General features: G+C 63.8%; 14 protein-coding genes. 2 read left to right on the top strand and 12 right to left on the bottom strand.

The window, feature by feature from the left end:
* The first annotated feature begins 76 nt into the window (after window positions 1–76).
* Window positions 77–1,015 (top strand): iron-siderophore ABC transporter substrate-binding protein, encoded by a 939-nt coding sequence (locus BLU26_RS12660; RefSeq protein ID WP_092287216.1) that lies wholly within the window; start codon window positions 77–79, stop codon window positions 1,013–1,015.
* Here BLU26_RS12660 and BLU26_RS12655 read toward each other — a convergent pair.
* The 9 genes from BLU26_RS12655 to rph all read right to left on the bottom strand — a co-directional run bounded on the left by BLU26_RS12655 (window position 1,012) and on the right by rph (window position 17,837).
* Window positions 1,012–2,475, bottom strand: a complete 1,464-nt coding sequence (locus tag BLU26_RS12655) for an amino acid adenylation domain-containing protein (RefSeq protein WP_269433910.1) — start codon at window positions 2,473–2,475, stop codon at window positions 1,012–1,014. The two genes, BLU26_RS12660 and BLU26_RS12655, sit on opposite strands and share 4 nt — an antisense overlap.
* The gene (locus BLU26_RS12650) at window positions 2,472–8,681 is read right to left on the bottom strand and encodes a non-ribosomal peptide synthetase (RefSeq protein WP_092287212.1); all 6,210 of its coding nucleotides are present in this window, start codon (window positions 8,679–8,681) and stop codon (window positions 2,472–2,474) included. Before BLU26_RS12650 ends, BLU26_RS12655 begins: the two co-directional genes overlap by 4 nt.
* 36 nt (window positions 8,682–8,717) lie before the next feature.
* Window positions 8,718–9,491 (bottom strand): 2,3-dihydro-2,3-dihydroxybenzoate dehydrogenase, encoded by a 774-nt coding sequence (gene dhbA / locus BLU26_RS12645; RefSeq protein ID WP_407920328.1) that lies wholly within the window; start codon window positions 9,489–9,491, stop codon window positions 8,718–8,720.
* Window positions 9,488–12,598, bottom strand: coding sequence for a non-ribosomal peptide synthetase (locus BLU26_RS12640; RefSeq protein ID WP_092287210.1), 3,111 nt, complete (start codon window positions 12,596–12,598; stop codon window positions 9,488–9,490). Before BLU26_RS12640 ends, dhbA begins: the two co-directional genes overlap by 4 nt.
* Entirely contained in the window at window positions 12,595–13,479 is an 885-nt protein-coding gene (locus BLU26_RS12635) for an isochorismatase family protein (protein ID WP_092287208.1), read from the bottom strand. Before BLU26_RS12635 ends, BLU26_RS12640 begins: the two co-directional genes overlap by 4 nt.
* 14 nt (window positions 13,480–13,493) lie before the next feature.
* Complete coding sequence (locus BLU26_RS12630) at window positions 13,494–15,116, bottom strand: (2,3-dihydroxybenzoyl)adenylate synthase (protein WP_092287206.1); 1,623 nt, start codon at window positions 15,114–15,116, stop codon at window positions 13,494–13,496.
* Window positions 15,113–16,288, bottom strand: a complete 1,176-nt coding sequence (locus BLU26_RS12625) for an isochorismate synthase (RefSeq protein ID WP_231701942.1) — start codon at window positions 16,286–16,288, stop codon at window positions 15,113–15,115. The genes BLU26_RS12630 and BLU26_RS12625 overlap by 4 nt, the downstream gene beginning before the upstream one ends.
* Window positions 16,289–16,558: 270 nt before the next feature.
* Complete coding sequence (locus BLU26_RS12620; RefSeq protein WP_092287204.1) at window positions 16,559–16,963, bottom strand: DUF4870 domain-containing protein; 405 nt, start codon at window positions 16,961–16,963, stop codon at window positions 16,559–16,561.
* Between the two features lie 154 nt (window positions 16,964–17,117).
* Window positions 17,118–17,837: a ribonuclease PH gene (gene rph / locus BLU26_RS12615; RefSeq protein WP_092287202.1), complete on the bottom strand. Its 720-nt coding sequence runs from the start codon at window positions 17,835–17,837 to the stop codon at window positions 17,118–17,120.
* A gap of 154 nt (window positions 17,838–17,991) precedes the next feature.
* Between rph and BLU26_RS12610 the strand changes: the two genes are divergently transcribed.
* Window positions 17,992–18,858 (top strand): YicC/YloC family endoribonuclease, encoded by an 867-nt coding sequence (locus BLU26_RS12610; RefSeq protein ID WP_092287200.1) that lies wholly within the window; start codon window positions 17,992–17,994, stop codon window positions 18,856–18,858.
* A gap of 45 nt (window positions 18,859–18,903) precedes the next feature.
* On the opposite strand, the gene BLU26_RS12605 is transcribed toward BLU26_RS12610, so the two are convergent.
* The 3 genes from BLU26_RS12605 to puuE are packed head-to-tail and all read right to left on the bottom strand — an operon-like array spanning window position 18,904 to window position 21,200.
* Window positions 18,904–19,404 carry an ureidoglycolate lyase gene (locus BLU26_RS12605; RefSeq protein WP_092287198.1) on the bottom strand — a complete coding sequence of 167 codons (501 nt, stop codon included), beginning with the start codon at window positions 19,402–19,404 and terminating at the stop codon, window positions 18,904–18,906.
* A gap of 12 nt (window positions 19,405–19,416) precedes the next feature.
* Window positions 19,417–20,262: a bifunctional allantoicase/(S)-ureidoglycine aminohydrolase gene (locus BLU26_RS12600; protein WP_092287196.1), complete on the bottom strand. Its 846-nt coding sequence runs from the start codon at window positions 20,260–20,262 to the stop codon at window positions 19,417–19,419.
* On the bottom strand, window positions 20,259–21,200 hold the full coding sequence (puuE, locus tag BLU26_RS12595) for an allantoinase PuuE (RefSeq protein ID WP_092287194.1): 942 nt from the start codon (window positions 21,198–21,200) through the stop codon (window positions 20,259–20,261). The genes BLU26_RS12600 and puuE overlap by 4 nt, the downstream gene beginning before the upstream one ends.
* Window positions 21,201–21,287 lie beyond the last annotated feature (87 nt).

Below are 21,287 nucleotides of genomic sequence, written 5' to 3'. Positions count from 1 at the left end.
CAATGATAATGGTTATCAACTCTATTTGTCGTTATCATAACGGCGCCCTATTCCACCGTCTCAACACGAGGTGTGCATGAAAACATCTAGCTTGAGCTCCGCCCTGCTGTGCCTGGCAGCCCTGTTCGCTGGCCAGACTCTGGCAGCCGATAGCCGCGAAGTGACCGACGCAGCCGGGCAGACACATCAGGTGCCGGTTGATCCACAACGCGTTGTTGCACTCAGCGAGATTGATCTGGATGCGGCGCTGGCACTGGGCCTCAAGCCCACTGGCGCGGTCAATGGTCGTGGCCAGTCGAGCCTGCCGCGTTACCTGCTGTCGCGCGCCGAGGGAGTCAAGGTGGTTGGCGACCTGGATAATCCCAACCTGGAAATTCTGCTTGAACAGCAGCCCGACCTGATCCTGACTGGCCCGGCGCAACCCGAAGTGCTGGCACTGCTGAACGAGATCGCACCCACGGTTGTGACCTACCAATGGGGCACGCCCTGGAAAGAGACGCTGACGCTAACCGCCGATGTGCTCAATCGTCAGGATGCCGCCGAGGCCTTTATCCAGCGCTACGACGCAAGAGTGCTGGAAGCCCGCGAACACCTGGCCGCGCAGCAGGGCCAGACCATCAGCATCGTGCGCTGGAATCCCAAGGGGCCGGCCTACATGTTCCGTGATTCGTTCGGCAGCCAGGTGGTGCGTGAGCTTGGCCTGCAGCGCCCGAGCTATCAGCAGGATGCCGGGCATACCCACTCGCAATCATTGAGCCTGGAGTCGCTGGAGCTGCTGGACGCCGATTGGCTGGTCATCGGCACCCTGGATACCAGCGGTGAAGCCGTTGATGCGCTGCATCAGGCCGAACAGACCCCTGCCTTTCAGCAGCTGAGCGCCATCGAGGCCAAGCGTTACGGTGCCGTAGACGGCTCGCTATGGACCTCGGTGGGCGGTCCGCTAGCGGCCATGACCATTATTGACGACGTCGAGCAGCTGCTGAGCAAGCCTGACGCCGAGCCGCTCGCGCGTTAATCCACCCCCGCCACCTCAGCTCCGGCAGCCAGCGGCAGCGCTTTACGATCCAGCTTGCCGCTGGCGGTTTTCGGCAACGCCTCCAGCAATAGGATGCGTGCCGGCACCATGTAATGGGGCAGCACCTGCTGCAGCGCCTTGCGAATGACCAGCCGGCTCAGGCTGCCCGCCGTTGCCAGCTCCACATAACCCACCAGGCACGCCGTTTCACCACTGCCCTGCAAACGCACCGCCGCATCCTGTACGCCTGCCAGACGGCGCAAGCCCGCCTCCACCTCGCCCAGTTCGATGCGAAAGCCGCGCAGCTTGACCTGATCATCGCGCCGGCCAAGATACTCGAACTCATCCTCGGCCAATTGCCGCACCCGGTCCCCGGTGCGATACAACCGGCGTTGCCCCTGCATCAGCGTCACCTGCGCGGTCAGGTCGTCGCGTTGCCAATAGCCAGCAAAAAGCGCGTCACTCTCGATGCACAGCTCGCCGCTTTCACCGGCGGCCACCGGCTTGCCCTGCTCGTCCATTACCCAGTGCCGATAGCCGGCCAGACTGCCGCCAATACTGACGCGCCGCTGCGCCAGCGGCAGCTCGACCTGGCGCAGCAACGACCAGATCGTCGCCTCGGTGGGGCCGTAGCAGTTCCACAAGCGCGCACAGCAGCTACGCAACTGCTGCGCCAGCGTGGTATCCAGCGCTTCGCCGCCGCACAGCGCCGTGAGTTGCGATTGGCCCGGCCAACCGGCTTTCAGTAACATGCGCCAGAACGCCGGGGTGGCCTGCAGGTGACTGATCGCCGGCTGCTCTGTCAGCCGCGCGGCCAATGCCAGCGGGTCTTTGTAGGTGCGGCTGTCGGCAACCTCGACGCAGCCGCCAACCCACAGCGGCCCCAGCATCTCCAACAGCGAAATATCAAAGGCCGGCGTGGTGACGAACAGCCAGCGGCAATCCGCCGCCAACCGCAGGCGGTCGGTTGCTGAATGCAGAAACAAGGCTAGCGCGCGGCGGCTGATCACCACCCCCTTGGGCGTACCGGTCGAGCCGGAGGTAAACATCATGTAGGCGGGCAGCGCCGGATCCTGCTTCGGCCAGGGCAAAGGCGCGCAGTCCTCGCGGGTCAGCGGCTGCGCCGGGCTGCAAAAGCTCAGCGCTGGCTGGTCGTGCAGTACCACGGCCAGTTGCGCCTCGCTGGCAATGGCTTGCAGGCGCCGCGCAGGAAAATCCGGCTCCAGCGGAACAAAGCAGAGGCCGCCCCGCAGGCAGGCCAGCAGCGCCGCCAACAGGTCGGGCGAGCGTCCCAGATGCAACCCCACCCGGTCACCCGGTTGCAGCCCCAGCCGGCACAGCTGTTCGGCAATCGCTGCCACGCGCCGCGCCAGCCGCTGATAGCTCCAGCCAACGCCGGCCATGCCCAGCGCGGCGCGCTCGGCATTCAACGCGAACACCTGCTCAAAATGCGTATTCACCGTACCGCCTCCCGGCGCAGCGGCGCCTCTGCCCGCAGCCATCGGTAGAGTGCCGCCGGTGAACCGCAGGCTTTCAGCTCGGCCAGGCTGAGCTGGCCAGGCAACAACGGCTGCAGCGCGCGCAGCAAACGCAGCTGCTGTAGCGAGTCGACGCCCAAGCAGGCAAAGTCCTGCTGCCAGACCGGCTCACTCAGGCACAGCGTCTGCTGCCAGCAATCGGCCAGTTGCGCGGCCAGATCATCCTCCAGCGGCAACGGCGGCGTCAGCTTCTGCGGCTTCGCGGCTGCGGCCTGCGCCCCGGCGGCCACTACAATCGGCTGCTGCAACGATTCGCTCACCAGCGCCCGCAGCTCCGCCTGCCACTGCGCCAACACTTGTTCGGCGCGCGCCGGGGCGATCAGCGCTGCATCAAACTCGAAACGCAGCAGCAGACAGCCGTCCTGCTCGCGCACCACCAGATTCAGCGGCAATTCAACCTTCTCGGTGGCGCGGCCAAATTCCGGCTGCAGCGCACGCGCATCGCTCCATTGCGGCGGCTCGCCAGCGGGGTAGTTTTCGTAAACAAACAGACTCTGAAACAGCCGTTTGCGCCCTTGATGCAGGGCAATCAGCGATTGCGTGGCGTGCTGATTCAGCTCCATCAGCCGCGTCTGCAGTTGCAGGATATGCTGCTGCAGGGTCAGCGGCTGGCGCCAGTCCAGCGCCAGGGGCAGGCTGTTGATATACAGGCCGACACTCTGATCGATGCCCTCCAGCGGGTACTCGCGGCCCGCAGCCACATTGCCAACCAGGGTGCAGGCGAAACCACAGCGACGGGCAAGCAAGCGATGCCAGGCGTATTGCGCCAACAGGCCGGGGGTGACACCGAGCGCGGTGGCTCGGGCGCTGAGTAGCGCCTGAGCCTCGCTATCCAGCGCCTGTGCGCAGACTGCCGGTTGCTGCTGGGTAGGGTTCGCATTCAGGTCACAGCCAAAGAGCGCATCCAGCGCCGTGTCGTGACTCAGCAACTCTACCTGCTGCTGCCAATAGGCACTGGCCTCGGCACGCTGACTGGCGATGTAGGCGCCGTACGCCAGATAACAATCATCCCTGCTGGCATCCAGTGGCTCACCCTGCACCACTGCCAGATAATCGCGGTGCACGGCGCCCAGAAGTTGCGGCCCGCTCCAGCCATCCAGCAGCGCGTGATGGCAGCTGAAGATCACCTGATAATCCTGCGCGGACAGCTTGAAGCAAGCGAGCCGCAACAGCGGCGGGCAGTCCAGCGCAAAGGGGTTGGCCAGATCGGCGGCGCAATATTCGGCAATACGTTGCTGCGCGTCAGTCTCGGCGCTGAGGTCCTCGAACTGCAGTGGCACCGTGACCTCCCGGCTGATCAGCTGCAGCGGCTCGCCCGCACCGCTGATCAAGGCCGCACGCAAGGCCGGGAGGCAGTCAAGCCGCTGTTGCCAGGCGCGACGATAGGCGGCGATGTCCAAGGGCTGACGATAGCGAATCGGCGTCTGCAGGTGGTACGCACTGTCCTGCGGGCAAAGCGCGGCTTGGTGCAGCATGCTTTCCTGCAGCGACGACAGCGGCAGCAAGTGCTCCACCTGATAACGGCCCAGCAGCCGATCAAGCTGCTGCTGCGATAGCCTCACCAGCGGAAAGTCGCTTGGCGTATAACGTCGGCCACGCGCGCGTTGCTCGCGGCACAGCAGCAGCACCTGTTGCACATGGCGCTGCAGATCCCGCATCAACTGTTCACTCAAGTCCTGGCGCAGGCTGCCCACTTGCCGCAGCATCAGCCGACCGCCAAATACACCGCCGTGCAGGCTGATCAGCTCCTCCGGCTGATTCGCCGCCGCCAGCGGGCGGCCCGGCGCCACGGGCAGGGGCGTCCAGTCACCCTCGCCCGCCATAGACACACCCAGATAATTGAACACCACCGGCGCCATGCGCAGCTCGGCGCCGCGCGGGTGGTGCATACGCAGGGGGTTGAAGCCCACGCCCTTGTTCGGCACCGCACGCAGCTGCTCCTTCACCGCACACAGCTGGGCAGCCAGGTCGGTTTGCGGGTGCAGCGCCAGCGGGTAGACGCTGGTAAACCAGCCCACCGTGCGGCTGACATCCAAACTCGCTTCGATAGCTTCGCGGCCATGCCCCTCAAGCATGATCACCTGCCGCTCGCGCAGGCCCAGATCAGCCAGTGCGCCGCTCAGCGCGGTCAGCAGCAGCTCCGGCACTTCAGTGCCAAAGGCCAGATTGGCATCGCCAACCAGCTCGGCCGTCTGCTCGGCATCCAGCGCCAGCAGCGTCTCGGCAGCGCCGCCATCGGCGCTGCGCCAATCGCTCAGCGGGCCAAACTCGCCACCACAGGATTGCGCCAGCCAGTAATCGAACTGCGCCTGCTCGCGCGCTGCGTACTGCTGCAATCCCTCGCCCCACTGGCGATAGCTGCTGGTTTTGTCCGGCAAGGACTCGCCTGCGGCAAGCCGCGCCAGATCCTCGGCCAGAATCCGCCAGGAAACCGCATCGATCACCAGATGATGAAAGGCAAGAAACAGTGCACTGTTGCCGGGCGGGCAATCATCCACCCGCGCCCAGGCCAGCGTTTGCCCCGCAGCCGGGTCAAAGCGGCTCTGCAATTCGGTCAACGCCTGCTGTAAACCTGATTCACCCAGCGCCGCCGCATTCAGTTGCGGCAATGGTGGCAAGCTGAATTCAGCCAGATAACGCTGCCCCTGCTTATCCACCGCCAGCCGCAGGCTGTCGTGTTGCAGTAGCAGGGCGCTCAGCCAGCGCTGTATTTGCTGATTGCTGGTACCAGCGGGCAACCGCAGCAGCACGCCCTGATTCCAGTGCTCCGGCCTGGCCAGCAATTGCTCGAAGAACCACTGCTGGATCGGCAACAGCGCAAATTCGCCCTGCAGCGCGCCCTGCTCGGCGCGAATCGCCGTTGCAGCGCGCTGGCGTTGCAACAGCCGGCACAGGCGCCGTACGGTTTTTGCCTCAAATACATCCTTCACCGAGCAGTTCAGCCCGGCGTCGCGCAGGCGAGTGCTGAGCTGAATGCTGAGGATCGAATCACCGCCAAGCCGGAAAAAGTCATCCTCCACCCCCAGCGGCTGGTTCAGCACCCGCTGCCAGATGCCCAGCACCTGTTCTTCCAGCGGCGTATCCGCCTGCGCTGCGCTCGAAGCCTGCGGCAATTCCGGCAGGCGCTGGCTGTCCAGCTTGCCGTTGGGTGTCAGCGGCAGCTGCTCCAAGAGGATCAGCCGGCTCGGCAGCATGAATTCCGGCAATCGGGCGGCTGCCAGCTGCAATACCTCATCGGTCTGCGGCGCCGGCTCACCAGGGCGTAGGGTGGCGTACGCCACCAGCTGCTGACTGGCGCCCAACTGGGCCACGCCAACGCGCACCTGCTGCAGCGCCGGCGCTACCTGCGCCAATTGCGCCTCGATCTCACCCGGTTCAATACGGTATCCGCGCAGCTTGACCTGCTCATCCAGCCGGCCAAGGTACTGGTAATCACCGTTGGCCAGTTGCCGTGCCCGGTCGCCCGTGCGGTAGTAGCGCACCGTCTGGCCCTGCAGCGAGCGCTGGCAGAATGCCTCGGCGCTACGCTGTGGCAGGTTGAGATAACCCCGCGCCAGGCCCAGCCCGGTCAGGCAGAGTTCGCCGGGCACGCCGGGCGCGCAGAGATTGCCCAGCTCGTCGAGGATCAGCGCCTGCATGCCGCTGATCGGCTGGCCGATGGTGACCGGGCGGCCCGGCTGCAACCGCGCGCACAGTGCGGTCACGGTGCATTCAGTCGGCCCATACATGTTGTGCAGCGCTACCCGCTCGCCCCAGCGCTCGACCAGCGCAGGCGGACAGGCCTCGCCGCCAAAGCCGATGGCGCTCAGGCTCGTCTCGGCCGGCGGCGCCAGATTGGCCAGCAAGGCGACCGGCAGAATCATGTGGCTGCTGCGCGCGGCTTCGGCCTGCTCCAGCAGGTCCGCGGTCGGCTCACCCAACACCAGCGCGCCGCCGGTGCTGAGCGGTAGCAGTGCGGCCATATTGCCGGCATCGAAAGCCAGCGACATGCAGTTGAACATGCCATTCGCGGCGCCGAAGTCGAGGCGTTCGGCGTGGTCGCGCAGCAGGTTGACCAGGGCGCCATGCTCAATCATCACGCCCTTGGGCAAGCCGGTCGAGCCGGAGGTGTAAATCACCTGCGCCAGTTGCTGCGGATCGCGCTCGATGACCGGTGCGCTGCGCGGCAGCTCAGCGGCCAGCGCGCTATTGCGGATGTTCAGATAACGCACGCCAGCCGGCAGGCTCAGCGCCTGCGGCTGCGGCCCGCCAAGCACCCAGCGCATTTGCGTGTCGGTCATGATGTGTGCCAGCCGCTGCGCCGGGTAGGCCGGGTCCAGCGGCACATAGGCGGCGCCGGTTTTCCAGATCGCCAGCAGCGCCGGGGCAAAGGCTATATCGCGCTGCGCCAGAATGCCGATAGGCGTGCCCGGCGTTACGCCCTGCGCCAGCAGCCAGTGGGCCAGCTGATTCGCCCGCTGATCCAGCTCGGCGTAGCTCATACTCTGCTCGCCCACGCGCACCGCCGGATGATGTGGATAACACTGCGCTGCGTGCTCGATCAGATCAGTGGCCGTGCGCGTATCCGGGTAATGCGGCTGGGGCAGCGCTGGCAGCGGCGTGGCGGCCAACGGCAGTTGCCAGATATCCTGCTCGGGCGCCTCGACCACCGCCTGCAGCAAATGCAGCAGGCGGTCGGCCCAGGCCTGTACGGTCGCGCGCTCGAACAGCGCCGTGGCAAACAGCCAATCGACCCGCACCTGATCCATCAGCTCGGTCACCTTGACCGAAATGTCGGTCTTGGCAGGCAACACCGGCGAGGTCTCCTCCACCGCATCGCAACCGGGTATCAGGTCGTTGAAATCCACCTTGGCCTGATACACCAGCATGATCTGGAAGATCGGGTTGATGGCGGTGGTGCGGTCGGTGCCCAGCGCTTCGCTGAGCGCCTCGAAGCGGTAAAGCTGATGGTCAAAGGCCGCCAGATCCTGCTCGCGGCACGCCTGCAGATAGGCGCTGAAACTCTGGCTATCGCCCAGCTGGGTGCGCAGCACCAGGGTGTTGACGAAAAAACCGAGCATGGCTTCGATGTCGGGCCGCTCGCGATAGGCCAGCGGCGTGCCGATGACGATATCGCGCTCGCCACTGAGCCGCGCAATCAGCAGTGCAAACAGCGCGTGCAGGCCGATAAAGGCCGAGGTGTTGTGGCGCTGGCAGAGTTGCTTGAAGCCCGCCCAGAGGTTTTCATCAATCGCCGAAAACACCAGCTCGCCGCCGTTGTCCTGATGGGCCGGGCGCGGTTTGTCCAACGGCAGGCCATGTACTTCGGGGATGCCCGCCAGCCGCTCGACCCAAAACGCCTTGAACTGCTGGTGATAATCCAGGAACAGACTGGAATTGAACCAGCGGGCGTAATCGATATAGCTCAAGGACATGGGCTGCCAGCTGGCCGGCTGACGGTTCTGGTATGCCAGAAATGCGGGCTTGAGGTCGGCAAACAGGTTCTTGATCGACCAGCCATCGGAAATGATGTGATGCTGCGTCAGCAGCAATAGTTGTTCCCGCGCGCCGAGCTTGAGCAATTGCACCCGGGTCAACTGACCACTGGTGAGATCGAAGGGGCGGTTGATTTCCGCACGCACTCGCTCGGCCACCGCCTGTTCGCGCGCTGCCGGCGGCAGGGCACTGAGGTCCTCGCGCTGCAGCCGGAACGGCTGATGCGGCAGAATCTGTTGCTCGCCCTTGCCCTCGGCGTTGCGCACAAAGCGCGTGCGCAGGCTGGCGTGACGCTGGAACAGCTGATCGAAGGCATATTCCAATGCCGCCTCATCCAGCTCTCCGATCAGCCGGAAGTACACCGGCATGTTGTACAGATGCGAACTTTCCTCGTATTGCTCGATAAACCACAAACCGCTCTGTGACGACGACAGCGGCCCGCAATCCTGCCCCTGTGGCTGAATCGCTGCGGTGAATTGCTGCCGCGCCTGCAGGCAGGCCACCAGCGCGTCCTTGTGTTCGCGAATCTGTTGACCGATGGCGGGCGTGACCGCTTCCTTGCTGGATTGCGAAATCAACTGGCCCTGCGCATTCAGCGCCAGCCTGACGCCTTGGCGTTCCAGTTGCTGCAACAGTCCGATCATGTCGTTCATTGGCTTCCTCGGGTGGCGCGCTGGGCAGGCCAGGGTTTAGCAGGAGAGTGTGGCGCCGCCGTCCACTACGATGTCCTGCAGGGTGATATGGCTGGCCAGGTCGGAGGCCAGAAAAAGTACGCTGTCGGCGACTTCTGCTGCGCTGGCGAGCTTGCCCAGCGGAATGCCCAGCTTGAATTGCGCCGGCTGGCCGGCGATGGTCTGCGCAGCGCCATCGGCGTTCTGCCACATGCCGCGCAGCATCGGCGTATCGGTCGAGCCGGGCGAGACCAGGTTGCAGCGCACGCCATAGCTCGCCAGCTCCAGGCCGGCGCTCTTGGTCAGGCTGCTGAGCGCCGCCTTGGACGCGGCATAGGCGGCCATCTGCATGCGCGGCACATGCGCTGCGTTGGAACTGACGCTGACAATCGCGCCGCTGCGCCGCGCCTTGAACTGCGGAATCAGCTCACGCAGCAGGTAAAAGGGCCCGGAGGCGTTGACCCGCAGACATTGATCCCAGTCGTCCAGACTGAGCGCTTCGGTCAGCCCCAGACGCAGCACGCCGGCAGCGTTGATCAACACATCCACCTGCCCGCCCTCGACTAGCCAATGCTGCACCGCCCGCTGTACCGCGGCGGCATCGCCGATGTCGAGCTGCGCGCAGGCAAAGCTGCAGGGCCCTTCGGCAAACGCCAAATCCAGCCCCAACACCTGCGCGCCCTGCTCGGCAAAGCGCTCGGCAATCGCCCGGCCAATGCCGCGGCCGGCGCCGGTGACCCACACCTGTTTAGCGCTGAAATCCAGCCCGCCCGCACGATCTGCGGCGCTCACCAGACCATCTCCACACTTTCCTCGGCGGCGCTCAGGCGGCCATCCAGAAAACCGCAGAAGTCCTGCAGACGCGGGTGGTCGAAGACGTCCGAAACCTTCACCGTGGTGGCAAACTCGGCTGCCAGCCGGTTGACGATCTGGATGGTCTGCAACGACTGCCCTCCGAGTTCGAAGAAGTTGTCTTGCGCGCCAATCCGGCCGACACCCAGGATCTGCTGCCAGATGGCCGCCACGCGGTTTTCCAGCTCGCCGCTGAGCTCACTGCCCTGCTCGATGCGCTGGTATTGGGCCAGCAGCCGCTTGCGGTCGAACTTGCCGGACCCGGTGCGCGGCAAGCTGGGGTAATGCTGATAGTCGGTGGGCACCATCGCTGCCGGCAGGCGCTCGGCCAGTTGGCGCTTGATGCTGCGGGCATCGCTGAGCGTGCCCGCGACGAAGGCCACCAGGCGCCGCACGCCGCTGCCGTACACCACGCCTTGCACGCAGGCCTCGTCGATGCCGTGCAGGGTCAGCAATTGCGCCTCTACCTCACCAGGCTGAATCCGGTAACCGCTAATCTTGAATTCGTTGTCCTGCCGGCCCAGATAGACCAGCTGGCCGTCCTCCAGCCGTACCCGATCACCGGTGCGATACACCGGCCGGTTTTCGCTGCCGATGCGCAAGTGGGCAAAACCGCCCGGCGCCTCACCCAGATAACCGCTGGCCAACTGTGGCCCGCAGAGCACCAGCTCGCCTTCACTGGCCGGATGGTCGCCGGCGCCAAGAATCAGCGCGCCGGTACCGGCCAGCGGTAGGCCAATCGGCAGCTGCTCAAGCCCGGCATGCCGTTGCTGCAGCTCACAACTGCTGGCCACCACGGTCGCTTCGGTCGGGCCGTAGGTGTTGATCAGGCGAATATCCGCGCGACCCTGTTGCTGCCATTGCGTCAGTTGCTGCGGATACACGGCTTCGCCGCCAATGATGACCGTACGCAGGCCCGCTGGCAGCTGCACCTGACCGCTGGCGAGCGCCACCACCCACTCGTTCCAGAAGGCGGTGGGCAGGTCGAGCAGCTGAATGTTCTGTTCGCACAGAGCGTCGGTGAAGGCCGCCATCGACTGCAGCATGGCATCGGTACGCAGCACCAGCGTGCCGCCGGCCGTGAGGGTGACAAACACCTCTTCGATGCTGGCGTCAAAATTGAACGGCGCAAATTGCAGCACCCGGTCACCAGCCTGCACAGCGTAGCGCTGGCGGGCCGCAGCGGTGAAGTGCGCCAGCGCACGATGGCTGATCTGCACGCCCTTGGGCAACCCGGTAGAGCCGGAGGTAAACATCAGATAGGCCGCCGCCTCGCCGCTGGCCGGCTGGAAACAACGCCCCTGTGACTGCAGCTCGCCGGCCAGCAATAGCGGACCGCTGAACAGCGGCAGCAGGCGGTGCCGATACGCAGCCTCGGTAACAATACCGGCCAGCTCGGCGCTACGCAGAATGTGTTGTTGACGCTCGGCTGGCTGCTCGGCGTCCAGCGGCACATACACGCCACCCAGCGCCAGTGCCGCCAGTTGCACGACTATTGCCTGCGGGCTGCGTTGCAGCATCACACCCAGGCGCTGGCCGCTGCTGAAACCGGCGCCTTGCAGTGCGGCAGCGGTCTGCTCTATCGCAGTTTGCAGTTGCTCATAGCTGTATTGCTGCTGCCCCTGACACAGCGCCAGCGCTTGCGGCTGCTGCGCGGCCTGGGCGCGAATGGCGGCAAGCACGCAACCCGCCGCCGGCAGCGCCTGCCTTTCTGCCTCTGGCGCCCCGAGCAAGGCCTGCTGGCGCGCTACACCGAGCTGTTGCTGCTGCAATTCATCGCGCGTGAGCTGCGGCGCCGCCAGCCACTCGCCAAGCAAGGCAAACAGCTGTTGCTGCAAATCCTGCAGCTGCGACGCCGAATAACAGCCGGGATTGGCGTCGTAATCCAGCTGCGCCACGCCCTCTGCGCCAATGCGCACTTCAATGGTCAGATCCTCGACCGGGCCAGCACTGAGATTGAGCGTGCGGGCACTGAGGTCGGCGTATTGCAGTGCGTGGTCGAACGGCATGATGTTCACCAGCGGGCCAAACAGGCGCTGCTCGCCGCCCACCCGGCCCAGATCCCGGCGCAGGGCTTCGTAGCGATAGTGCTGGTGCTTGCGCATGCTGCGCTTGGCCTTGACCACCTGCTTGGCGCAGGCCAGCAGATCGTGCTCGCCGTGCGCCGGCAGCGCCAGCGGCGCAATGTTCATCTGCATGCAGGGCACATCCAGTGCGGCCGAGCCGATGCGGTTCATCACCATCAAGCCCAATACCGGTGCGCGGCTGTCCGAGCGCATCTGTAGTTGCACACCAAGACCGGCCAGCAAGAGATCGGCCCAACCCAGGCGATTGTCATTGGCAAAGGTGTTCATGCGTTGCCACAGCCCTGTAGGGACGCTGATGCTGCTGCGCACAAAATCCGCCGCGATGGGCGCACGTTCGGCGCTGAAGGACGCTGCTTGCGGCAGCTCGGCCAGCGTCTGCTGCCAGTAGTCGCGCGCAGCAGCGAGGCTGCCGTCCGCTTCGCGCTGGTTTTCTTCCGCCAATACTGCGGCGTAGTTGCCAAAGCCGGCTGGCGGAACCGGCTGATCGGCGCAGAGCGCGCTGTAAATGGCTGCGATGCGCTGAAACAGCAGCGTGGTGCCAAAGCCGTCCAGTGCGATGTGGTGCACGCAGCTGTAGAGAAAATCCTGCTGCTCACCTTCCAGCAGGGCAAAGCGGCAAGGCAGCTCCGCCTCCAGATCGAAGGGCGTGCGCAGGTCACGCAGCGCCCAGTGTCGCACCTGCTGCTCTGGCGTCTCGGCCGCATCGAGCTGCGACAACGCCAGGCGCCGTACACCCACCGGCAACGTGCGTGGCTGAAAATGCACCTGCTCGCCCTGCTGCACAAAGCAGCCGGCCAGCGTCTCGCACTCGCTCACCGCCTGCTCAATGGCACTGACCAGCTTGCCGGCCTGCACCTTGCCGCTGAAGGCAATACACTCGGCGGTGTTGAACAGCGCCTTGTCGTCGTTCAGCACATGGCCCGACCAGAGCCCTTGCTGAGCTGCGTTGAGCGGCATCATGCTGCCTGCTCCAGTTGCGCCTCAATCAGCGCCCACCAGGCGTTGAGACTCGGATTCTTGCCCAGATCGACAAAGCTCAGCTCGATACCCTGGCTGCGCCATTCGGTCAGCAGCTCCATGATGCGTACCGAATCCAGACCGTAATCCACCAGATTCTCGTCCGGATCAAAGGGCTCATCGTCTTCATCCAGGTCGATATAGCTCAACAGGCGCGCCTGCAAGGCCGCCTTGCTCAAGGCCGCAGGCGTCGGCTGGCGACCCAGCGCCAGCACCTCGGCGCAGGGCACCACCTTGCCACAGCGCCCGGCCACGTAGTCCAGCGCCATCTGGTGCTCGGCGGCGGAAAAGTCGGCGATGCCATCGGCCAGCATGAAGGGCTGAATGTCGCGCATAAAGGCGTCGCAGGCGGTCATAAGGCAACCGATATGGCCGTAGATGCCGCCAATAACCAGCTGATCCCGGCCCAGCTCCTGCAGCATCTGCTGCAAGGGCGAGCGCTGAAAGGCGCTGTAACGCCACTTCACCAGCACGGTATCGCCAGCCTCCGGCGCCAGCGCGGCAACGACCTGCTGCAGCTCGGGGTGCTGGTTCAGCCCTGGCCCCCACATGTCGTTGAGCAGAGCGCGGTCGGCGTCGCTTTGCGCGGTGGGCTGCGCGGTGTAAATCACCGGAATGCCCAGCGCCTTGCACTGGGCCCGCACCGCCACAAGGCGCTTGATCACGGCGCTCATCAGCGCGCTCTCGGCGCCGTAAAAGCCGACGAAGTAGTCCTGCATATCGTGAATCAACAGCACCGCCCGCGCCGGATCAAGCTGCCATTGCACCTTGTTTGGCGCCCAGTCGGCGGGCATTGCGTAAGAGGTCAGGGAAGGAATGGCCATAGGTCGGTCCTCGATCAGGCAGGAGTCTGCAATTGGTGGGCGATACGCTGGCGCAGGCGCAGCTTGTCGATCTTGCCCACGGCGGTGTAGGGCAGTACGTCGATCAACTCGAAGCGGTCGGGCAATTTGAAGTCCGCCACGCCCCGAGTGCGCAAGTACTTGCGCAACGTCAGCGGCTTGAGACCCGGATTGGTTGCGACAATGAAGGCGCAGCTCTTCTCGCCCAGCGCCGCATCCGGCATGGAAACCAGCGCTGCCTGCAAAATGTCCGGGTGGCGCAGCAACTGCCCCTCTACCTCTTCGGCGGCGATCTTCTCGCCGCCGCGGTTGATCTGATCCTTGAGACGGCCGACCACGGTGAGGTAACCGTCGGCATCCTGCTGCACCAGATCACCGGAGCGGTAAAACCCCTCGGCGTCAAACACCTCGGCGTTATGCCGGGGGCTCTGGAAGTAACCGCGAAAGGTGTAGGGGCCGCGGGTCAGCAGTGCGCCGGTTTGCCCTGCGGCCACCGGGTTGCCCTCAGGGTCTACCACGCGCACCTCGTCGTCTGCGCTCATCGGGCAACCCTGGGTGAGCATTACCTTGGCATCGCTGTCGTCCAGGCGGGTGTAGTTGACCAAGCCTTCGGCCATGCCGAATACCTGCTGCAAACGGCAGCCCAGTTCTGGCTCAATGCGCCTTGCCAGCGCTTCCGGCAGCTTGGCGCCACCCACCTGCAAGAGTTGCAGGCTGGCCAGCTCATGGCGGTAACCCGGTGCTGCCTGCAGCCACAGTGAGACCGCCGGTGGCACCAGTGAGGTCATGCTGACCTGATGGCGGTGGATCAGCGGGAAGCAGGTGGTGGCGCCGGGGTCGCTTGCCAGCACAACGCTGCCGCCGGCGTGGAACACGCCCAGCGCGCCCGGTGAACTGAGTGGAAAGTTGTGCGCCGCCGGCAAGGCGCAAAGGTAGCGGGTCTCTGGCCCCAAGGCGCAGATCTCTGCGCTGCGGCGCACGCTGTAGTAGTAGTCATCGTGGGTGCGCGGAATCAGCTTGGGGGTGCCGGTACTGCCACCCGAGAGTTGGAAGAACGCCACTTGATCGGCGGCGCTCGCCGCAAGCGCCTGCGCTTGCGGCGCGCTCTGGAACCACTGCTGCAAATCCCGCTCCGGGTCGCTATCGGCTAGCATCAGCAGGATTTGCAGCTCGGGCACCTGCTGCTGCAGCGACTGCAGAAAGTCGTCATCGGCCAGCAATGCGTGCGCCCGTGAACCGATAAACAGGCGCGGGCGAATCTGCTCGGCATAGGCCTGCAGTTCCAGCCGGTTATGGCTGAACAGCGCATTGACCGGCGCCACGCCCATTTTCAGCAGCGCCAGAAACACCAGATAGAACTCGGCGATGTTCGGCAGCTGCACCAGCGCGCGGTCACCGCAGGCCAGCCCGCTGGCCGTCAGGCGCACCGCCAGGCGATCGCTGAGCTGATCCAGCTCGCGGTAACTGAACTGACGTGCGCCGCAGATCAGCGCAATGCGATCGCCCTGCTCCGGCAGATGGCGGCTTATTACCCGCGTCAGGGGCTCGCCGCTCCAGTAACCGGCAGCGCGGTAGCGCGCGGCCAGGTCAGCCGGCCAGGGTGTAAAAGGAATGCTCATGCCGTGGCCTCCGTATCCAGCCCGAAGGCGTTGAGCATGGTGCCCAGCTTGACGCCGGTTTCGGCCCATTCGGCCTGCGGGCAGGAGGCTTCCACCAGCCCGGCACCGGCAAACAGCCTTACCTGGCGGCCACTGATGATGCCGCAACGAATCACCACCACCCACTCGCCATTACCCTGATCGTCCGCCCAGCCGACGATGCCGCCGAACAGGCCACGGTCAAACGGCTCCAGCGCTGCGATCAGCTGGCGTGCCTGCGCCGTCGGGTAACCGCAGAGCGCCGGAGTGGGATGCAGCTGACAGGCCAACTGCAGCGCACTCAAAGGCGCTTGCAACTCGCCTTCGATCCGTGTGGAAAGGTGCCACAGCCGCGTGGTCGGCAGCAGGTCCGGCGCCGATGGCACCTGCAAAAACCTGCACAACGGAGCCAACTGGCGCTGCATCTGCTCAATCACCAGCCGATGCTCATGACGATCCTTGGCCGAGGCCACCAGCTGCGTGGCAACACGGCGGTCAGCTACCGCCTCCAGCTCGCGCCGCGCCGAGCCGGCGAGCGGATTGCTCATAAACTGGTTGTCTTGCTTGCGCAGCAAGAGTTCCGGGCTGGCGCCAATCAGATGTCCGCCACAGGGCAGCGGCAGGGAGAAGTGATACGCCTCGGGATTCAGCTGCTGCAGACGGCTGTAAACCGCAGCGGTTTGCGGCGCGCTGTCAAACTCCAGTTCGAGCAAGCGCGAGAGCACCACCTTGTCCAGCGCGCCCTGCCGACAGGCGGCAACCGCCTCGCCAACCGCCTGCTTGAACCGCGCCTCTTCCGGCAGGTTGCGCCGCACCAGCAGGCGCCCGGCGCTGATCGGTGCCATGCGCACCCGAGAGTCACTGCGCGCATAGCGGGTAACCTGCTGTGGCACGTAAAGGCAGGAGGGCGTGCGTGTATCGAAGGGTATGGCGCCCACCACCAGAGGCCGCGACTGCCCTGCCGCCCGCGCCTCGGCCAAGGCCGAAGTTACCTGTGCCTGCAAGGCCGCACCATCGGGCGCCGCCGCCGTGGTAATGCGCTGAAACATTCCGCTGGCGCGCACACTGCCATGCGGCGAACGGAAACAGAACTCGGCTGCTCCTGGCTCCAGCGCGCCAAGGGCCTGGTCATGCTCCCTGATCAGTGATCTCACTGCCCACCTCCTTCGCGAATTCAAATGATTTTGATTATCATTTTGTTTCAGGCGAAGAGACGGTACGCGTTAAAACCGGCCTATTCAAGCCGACAAATCATGTGGGTATCGTGAAATGAGACCTGTTCGACGCTGGCCGAATGATGGCCAAATTGCCGATCAGAAAGGCACTTTCGGTTAGGTTTTTGGAAAAGATAAACGTTATTTTGGCGCCTTAACGCGGACGTACGCAACCAGATCGGCGCTGATTGCCGTACGCCCACAAACGGCTTACTTGATCAGCCGCCAGCAGAAAGGATAGCGATAAGCCGTACCCTCGTTTGACTTGATTGCCGCGATAATCATCAGCACCACCGCGCCAATGGCCACTATCCAGATCAGGAACAGGCCGATAACCACCACCATCAGGATAAAGCTGAGCAGCAACAGCAATGAAACCGTGATCTGGAAATTCAGCGATTCCTTGCCCTGATCATCAATAAAGGGATCTTCGTCCTTCTTCAATTGCCAGACAATCAATGGGCCAATCAGGTTGCCAAAGGGAATCACGCAGCCGAGAAAACCGGCCAGGTGGGCGATCAGTGCCCATTGCCGGGCCTGTGGACCGGGCGTGCCCGGTGCAGGTGGCGGTGTAGCCTCAGGCGGGGTACTTGGGGGAATGCTGGTATCAGTCATGTGGCGCTCTCCGTGGCAAGTCGACATGGAACACCCAGAGAGTTGTAGCAAAGTTTACTGAGCTTGGGTATCAACGCCGCGCCGGACTGTAACGCCAGACACAAAAAAGGCAGACCAGTGGCCTGCCTTTTTCGCGCAACAATCAGCTGAACACTCAGTCTTTCAGTGCTTCCAGCTGCAGCGCAAACAGCTCCTCGGTGCCCTTGCGCGCCAACGCCAGCATGGCGTTGAGGTCTTCCGGGCTGAACGGCGCCGCCTCAGCGGTGCCCTGCACCTCGATAAAACCGCCCTTGTCGGTCATTACCACGTTGAGGTCGGTATCGGCGGCGGAATCTTCCGGATAATCCAGATCCAGTACCGGTACGCCTTGATAGATACCCACGGAAATCGCCGCGATCATCTGCACTTCAGGCACCTTTTTGATCGCACCGCGCAGCTTCATCGCCCGCAGCGCATCGACCAACGCCACGCAGGCGCCGGTAATGGACGCCGTGCGGGTACCGCCGTCGGCCTGAATCACGTCGCAGTCGATGTACAGGGTGTTCTCACCCAGGGTTTTCAGATCAACCGCTGCGCGCAACGAGCGACCGATAAGACGCTGAATCTCCAGCGTACGACCGCCCTGCTTGCCACGGCTGGCCTCGCGCTGCATGCGCGAACCGGTCGAACGCGGCAGCATGCCGTATTCAGCGGTGACCCAACCCTGGCCAGAGCCACGCAGAAAGCGCGGCACGCCGGCTTCGACACTGACCGTACAGATGACCTTGGTATCGCCAAACTCGACCAAGACCGAGCCTTCCGCGTGTTTAGTGTAATGGCGGGTCAGAGTTACCTGACGCATTTGATCAGCGGCGCGTTCACTGGGGCGTTGCATAGAGGAATCCTTGTACTGCAGTGTGTAAAGTCGGCGGAGTATAGCAGGCTGCGGGCCAGACCCGCCGCCAACCTGACCACCTGCTTAACCTTGACGCCGGCAAGCGGCTACAATGCGCCTTTGCCGCCAGCATCAACCAGCTCAGAGGATTCCCATGGTTAACAGCATGACCGCCTTCGCCCGCAGCGAACTCAGCACCGATCAGGGCAACCTGGCCTGGGAAATGCGCTCGGTTAACCACCGCTATCTGGAAGTCACCCTGCGCCTGCCGGAAGCCTTCCGCGAGCTGGAAGGCCCCCTGCGTGAGCGGCTTCGCAAGCAGTTGGCTCGGGGTAAGGTGGAATGCACGCTGCGGTTTAATCCGGTGAGCAACGACGCACGCGACCTCAGCCTGAATCAGCCACTGGTCACACAACTGGTGAAAGCGGCGGAGCAGCTGGGCGACCAATTGGCCAACCCGGCGCAGATCAACCCACTGGAGTTGCTGGCCTGGCCCGGCGTGTTGAGCGGTCAGGAAAACGATCAGGCCGCGCTGGTAAAAAGCGCCCGCGAGCTGTTCGAACCCGCACTGGTCGAACTCAAGGATCATCGCGCCCGCGAAGGCGCCGAGCTGAAGCAACTGATCGAAGAACGCCTGGTCAGCATCAGCGACCGCACCGCGATACTACGCGAGATGATGCCCACGCTGCTCAGCGCCCATCGGCAAAAGCTGATTGACCGTTTCACTGAAGCCAAGCTGGAACTGGACAGCACCCGCGTCGAGCAGGAAATCGTCATGCTGGCGCAGAAGATTGACGTCGCCGAAGAACTCGACCGGCTAGACACCCACGTCGCCGAAACCCGCCGCGTACTGGGCAGCAAGGACGCCATCGGCCGCCGTCTGGACTTTCTGATGCAGGAGTTCAACCGCGAAGCCAACACCCTCGGCTCCAAGGCCATCGATACCCGTAGCACCCAGGCCGCCGTGGATCTGAAGGTGTTTATCGAGCAGATGCGCGAGCAGATTCAGAATATCGAATAAGCCAACACCGCTCCGTTGCGGAGCGGCATCCACCTCGGCGCAGGGTCACTCCAGGGTGACCCGAATAGCGATGGGGTATTCATCGCAGTTGTGCCCGGCACCGCCGCGATCGACCACCAGAAACTCCCCTTCACGCTCCAACACCGACTGAATCGCGTGCCAGGTGCCGATACGGTAGTTGACGCCCTGACGGCCATCGGTGATGAAGGCGCGCACCTCGGCGGGATCAATCACATCGCCCGGCGGCGCCACCACAATCAGAAACTGCTCCTCGTGCATCGGCACGAAGGCCTGACTGCCGAGCGGGTGGCGCTCCAGAAAGGTCAGCTCCAGCGGCACGGTGACCGGCTGGCTGACGAAGATGCTGATCAGCACGCGTGCGTCGTCACCTGCGACCTCAACCTTTGCCAGGTCGTGGTGCCGGCGGGTTCGGCCAGAGTTGATCAGAAAGTGCTCGGAGCTGCGCGAATCAATCACCTCACCGAAGGCCGCGAAGGCCTCCGGGGTCAGTGGCTGCGCGGTGAGTTGCAGTAGGTCAGCGGCCATATGGGTCACTCCTCAGCGCGCAAAGGTTGGCAACTTCATGTGGCGGTTCACATCCTTGTACAGCAGGTAGCGGAACGGGCCAGGGCCGCCGGCGTAGCAAGCCTGCGGGCAGAAGGCGCGCAGCCACATGTAGTCGCCGGCTTCCACTTCGACCCAGTCCTTGTTCAGCAGGTAGACGGCTTTGCCTTCCAGTACATAGAGGCCGTGCTCCATGACGTGGGTCTCGGCAAAGGGAATCGCGCCGCCGGGCTGGAAGTTGACGATATTCACGTGCATGTCGTGGCGCATGTCGCTCATATCGACGAAACGCGTGGTACTCCAAGCGCCGTCGGTGCCGGGCATGACCAGTGGCTCAATATCATTTTCGTTGGTAACAAAGGCTTCCGGCGCGTCGATACCCTCGACTTTCTCGTAGGCCTTGCGCACCCAGTGGAAACGCACCACGGCGCCACTGTTGTTGTGCAACTGCCAATCGCTGCTCGGCGGAATGAAGGCGTAGCCGCCCTCTTTTATCTGGTGCTGCTGACCATTGAGGGTCAGGGTCATTTCACCTTCTACCACAAACAGCACGCCCTCGGCGGTCGGGTCGGTTTCCGGCTTGTCGCTGCCACCACCGGGCTGCACTTCCATGATGTACTGCGAAAAGGTCTCGGCGAAGCCGGAGAGCGGGCGCGACAACACCCAGAGGCGAGTGCCGGTCCAGAACGGCAGGTGACTGGTGACGATGTCACGCATCACACCCTTGGGAATCACCGCGTAAGCCTCGGTAAATACCGCGCGATCGGTAGTCAGCTGGGTCTGTGGCGGGTGCCCGCCGGTGGGCGCGTAATAGCTGCGGGGGGTGGGTTGCTTGCTCATGCTGACTCCTGGGTTTGAACGGGATGATGCACGGCCCAGTGACGGGCGATATCGACGCGCCGTGTTACCCAGACCCGATCATGGGATTCGATGTAATCGAGAAAACGCTGCAGCCCGCGGAAGCGTCCGGGGCGGCCGATCAGCCGGCAATGCAGGCCGACCGAGAGCATTTTCGGCAAATCTTCACCTTCGGCGTAGAGCACGTCAAAGGCGTCTTTCAAATACTGGAAAAAGTGCTCACCGGTATTGAAGCCTTGCGGCGAGGCAAAGCGCATGTCGTTGGTATCCAGCGTGTAGGGCACGATCAAGTGATCGTGCAGCTCGCCCTGGCTGTCGGCCTCGCGGCTCCAGAACGGCAGATCGTCGCCGTAGTAATCGCTGTCGTACAAGAATCCGCCCTGATCGAGTAGCAAGCGGCGCGTATTCGGGCTGTCGCGGCCGGTATACCACCCCTCCGGCTGTGCACCGTAAAGACGCTGGAATATCTCCAGCGCACGCTGCAGGTGCTCGCGCTCGACCGCTTCGGGAATGTTCTGGTAGTGAATCCAGCGCCAGCCATGGCAGGCCACCTCATGATCCAGTTCCTTGAACGCCTGCGCTACCTCGGGATGGCGCTCCAGCGCCATGGCCACGCCAAACACGGTCAGTGGCAGGCCGCGCTTTTCAAACTCGTTGAGTAGCCGCCACACGCCAGCGCGTGAGCCGTATTCGTAGATGGACTCCATGCTCAGGTGGCGGTCGGCAAAGGCTTCAGCGCCAACAATCTCCGAGAGAAACTTTTCTGAATGGCTGTCGCCGTGCAGTACACAGTTCTCGCCGCCCTCTTCATAGTTCAGGACAAACTGCACGGCGATACGGGCCTTGCCGGGCCAGTTTGCCTCGGGTGGCGTTCTGCCGTAACCAATCAGATCACGGGGGTAATGGGCGCTGTTGCTCATGGTTACCTGTCCTTTCTCTACGTTTTTTACTGCCCAAACGCGGCGATGGCGCAAAAGGCATGCTTATTGCGAACAATAAGCAGGGGC

The organism is Halopseudomonas sabulinigri, assembly GCF_900105255.1.
GTDB lineage: Bacteria > Pseudomonadota > Gammaproteobacteria > Pseudomonadales > Pseudomonadaceae > Halopseudomonas > Halopseudomonas sabulinigri.
This window is presented reverse-complemented; position numbering and strand designations above follow the sequence as displayed.

Excerpts from the sequence above, each read along its gene's own strand:
- rph (WP_092287202.1), bottom strand. The coding sequence starts at position 17,837 with ATGCAACGCCCCAGTGAACGCGCCGCTGATCAAATGCGTCAGGTAACT.
- BLU26_RS12620 (WP_092287204.1), bottom strand. The coding sequence starts at position 16,963 with ATGACTGATACCAGCATTCCCCCAAGTACCCCGCCTGAGGCTACACCG.
- BLU26_RS12660 (WP_092287216.1), top strand. The coding sequence starts at position 77 with ATGAAAACATCTAGCTTGAGCTCCGCCCTGCTGTGCCTGGCAGCCCTG.
- BLU26_RS12605 (WP_092287198.1), bottom strand. The coding sequence starts at position 19,404 with ATGGCCGCTGACCTACTGCAACTCACCGCGCAGCCACTGACCCCGGAG.
- BLU26_RS12630 (WP_092287206.1), bottom strand. The coding sequence starts at position 15,116 with ATGAGCATTCCTTTTACACCCTGGCCGGCTGACCTGGCCGCGCGCTAC.
- BLU26_RS12610 (WP_092287200.1), top strand. The coding sequence starts at position 17,992 with ATGGTTAACAGCATGACCGCCTTCGCCCGCAGCGAACTCAGCACCGAT.
- BLU26_RS12640 (WP_092287210.1), bottom strand. The coding sequence starts at position 12,598 with ATGATGCCGCTCAACGCAGCTCAGCAAGGGCTCTGGTCGGGCCATGTG.
- BLU26_RS12600 (WP_092287196.1), bottom strand. The coding sequence starts at position 20,262 with ATGAGCAAGCAACCCACCCCCCGCAGCTATTACGCGCCCACCGGCGGG.
- BLU26_RS12635 (WP_092287208.1), bottom strand. The coding sequence starts at position 13,479 with ATGGCCATTCCTTCCCTGACCTCTTACGCAATGCCCGCCGACTGGGCG.
- BLU26_RS12650 (WP_092287212.1), bottom strand. The coding sequence starts at position 8,681 with ATGAACGACATGATCGGACTGTTGCAGCAACTGGAACGCCAAGGCGTC.
- puuE (WP_092287194.1), bottom strand. The coding sequence starts at position 21,200 with ATGAGCAACAGCGCCCATTACCCCCGTGATCTGATTGGTTACGGCAGA.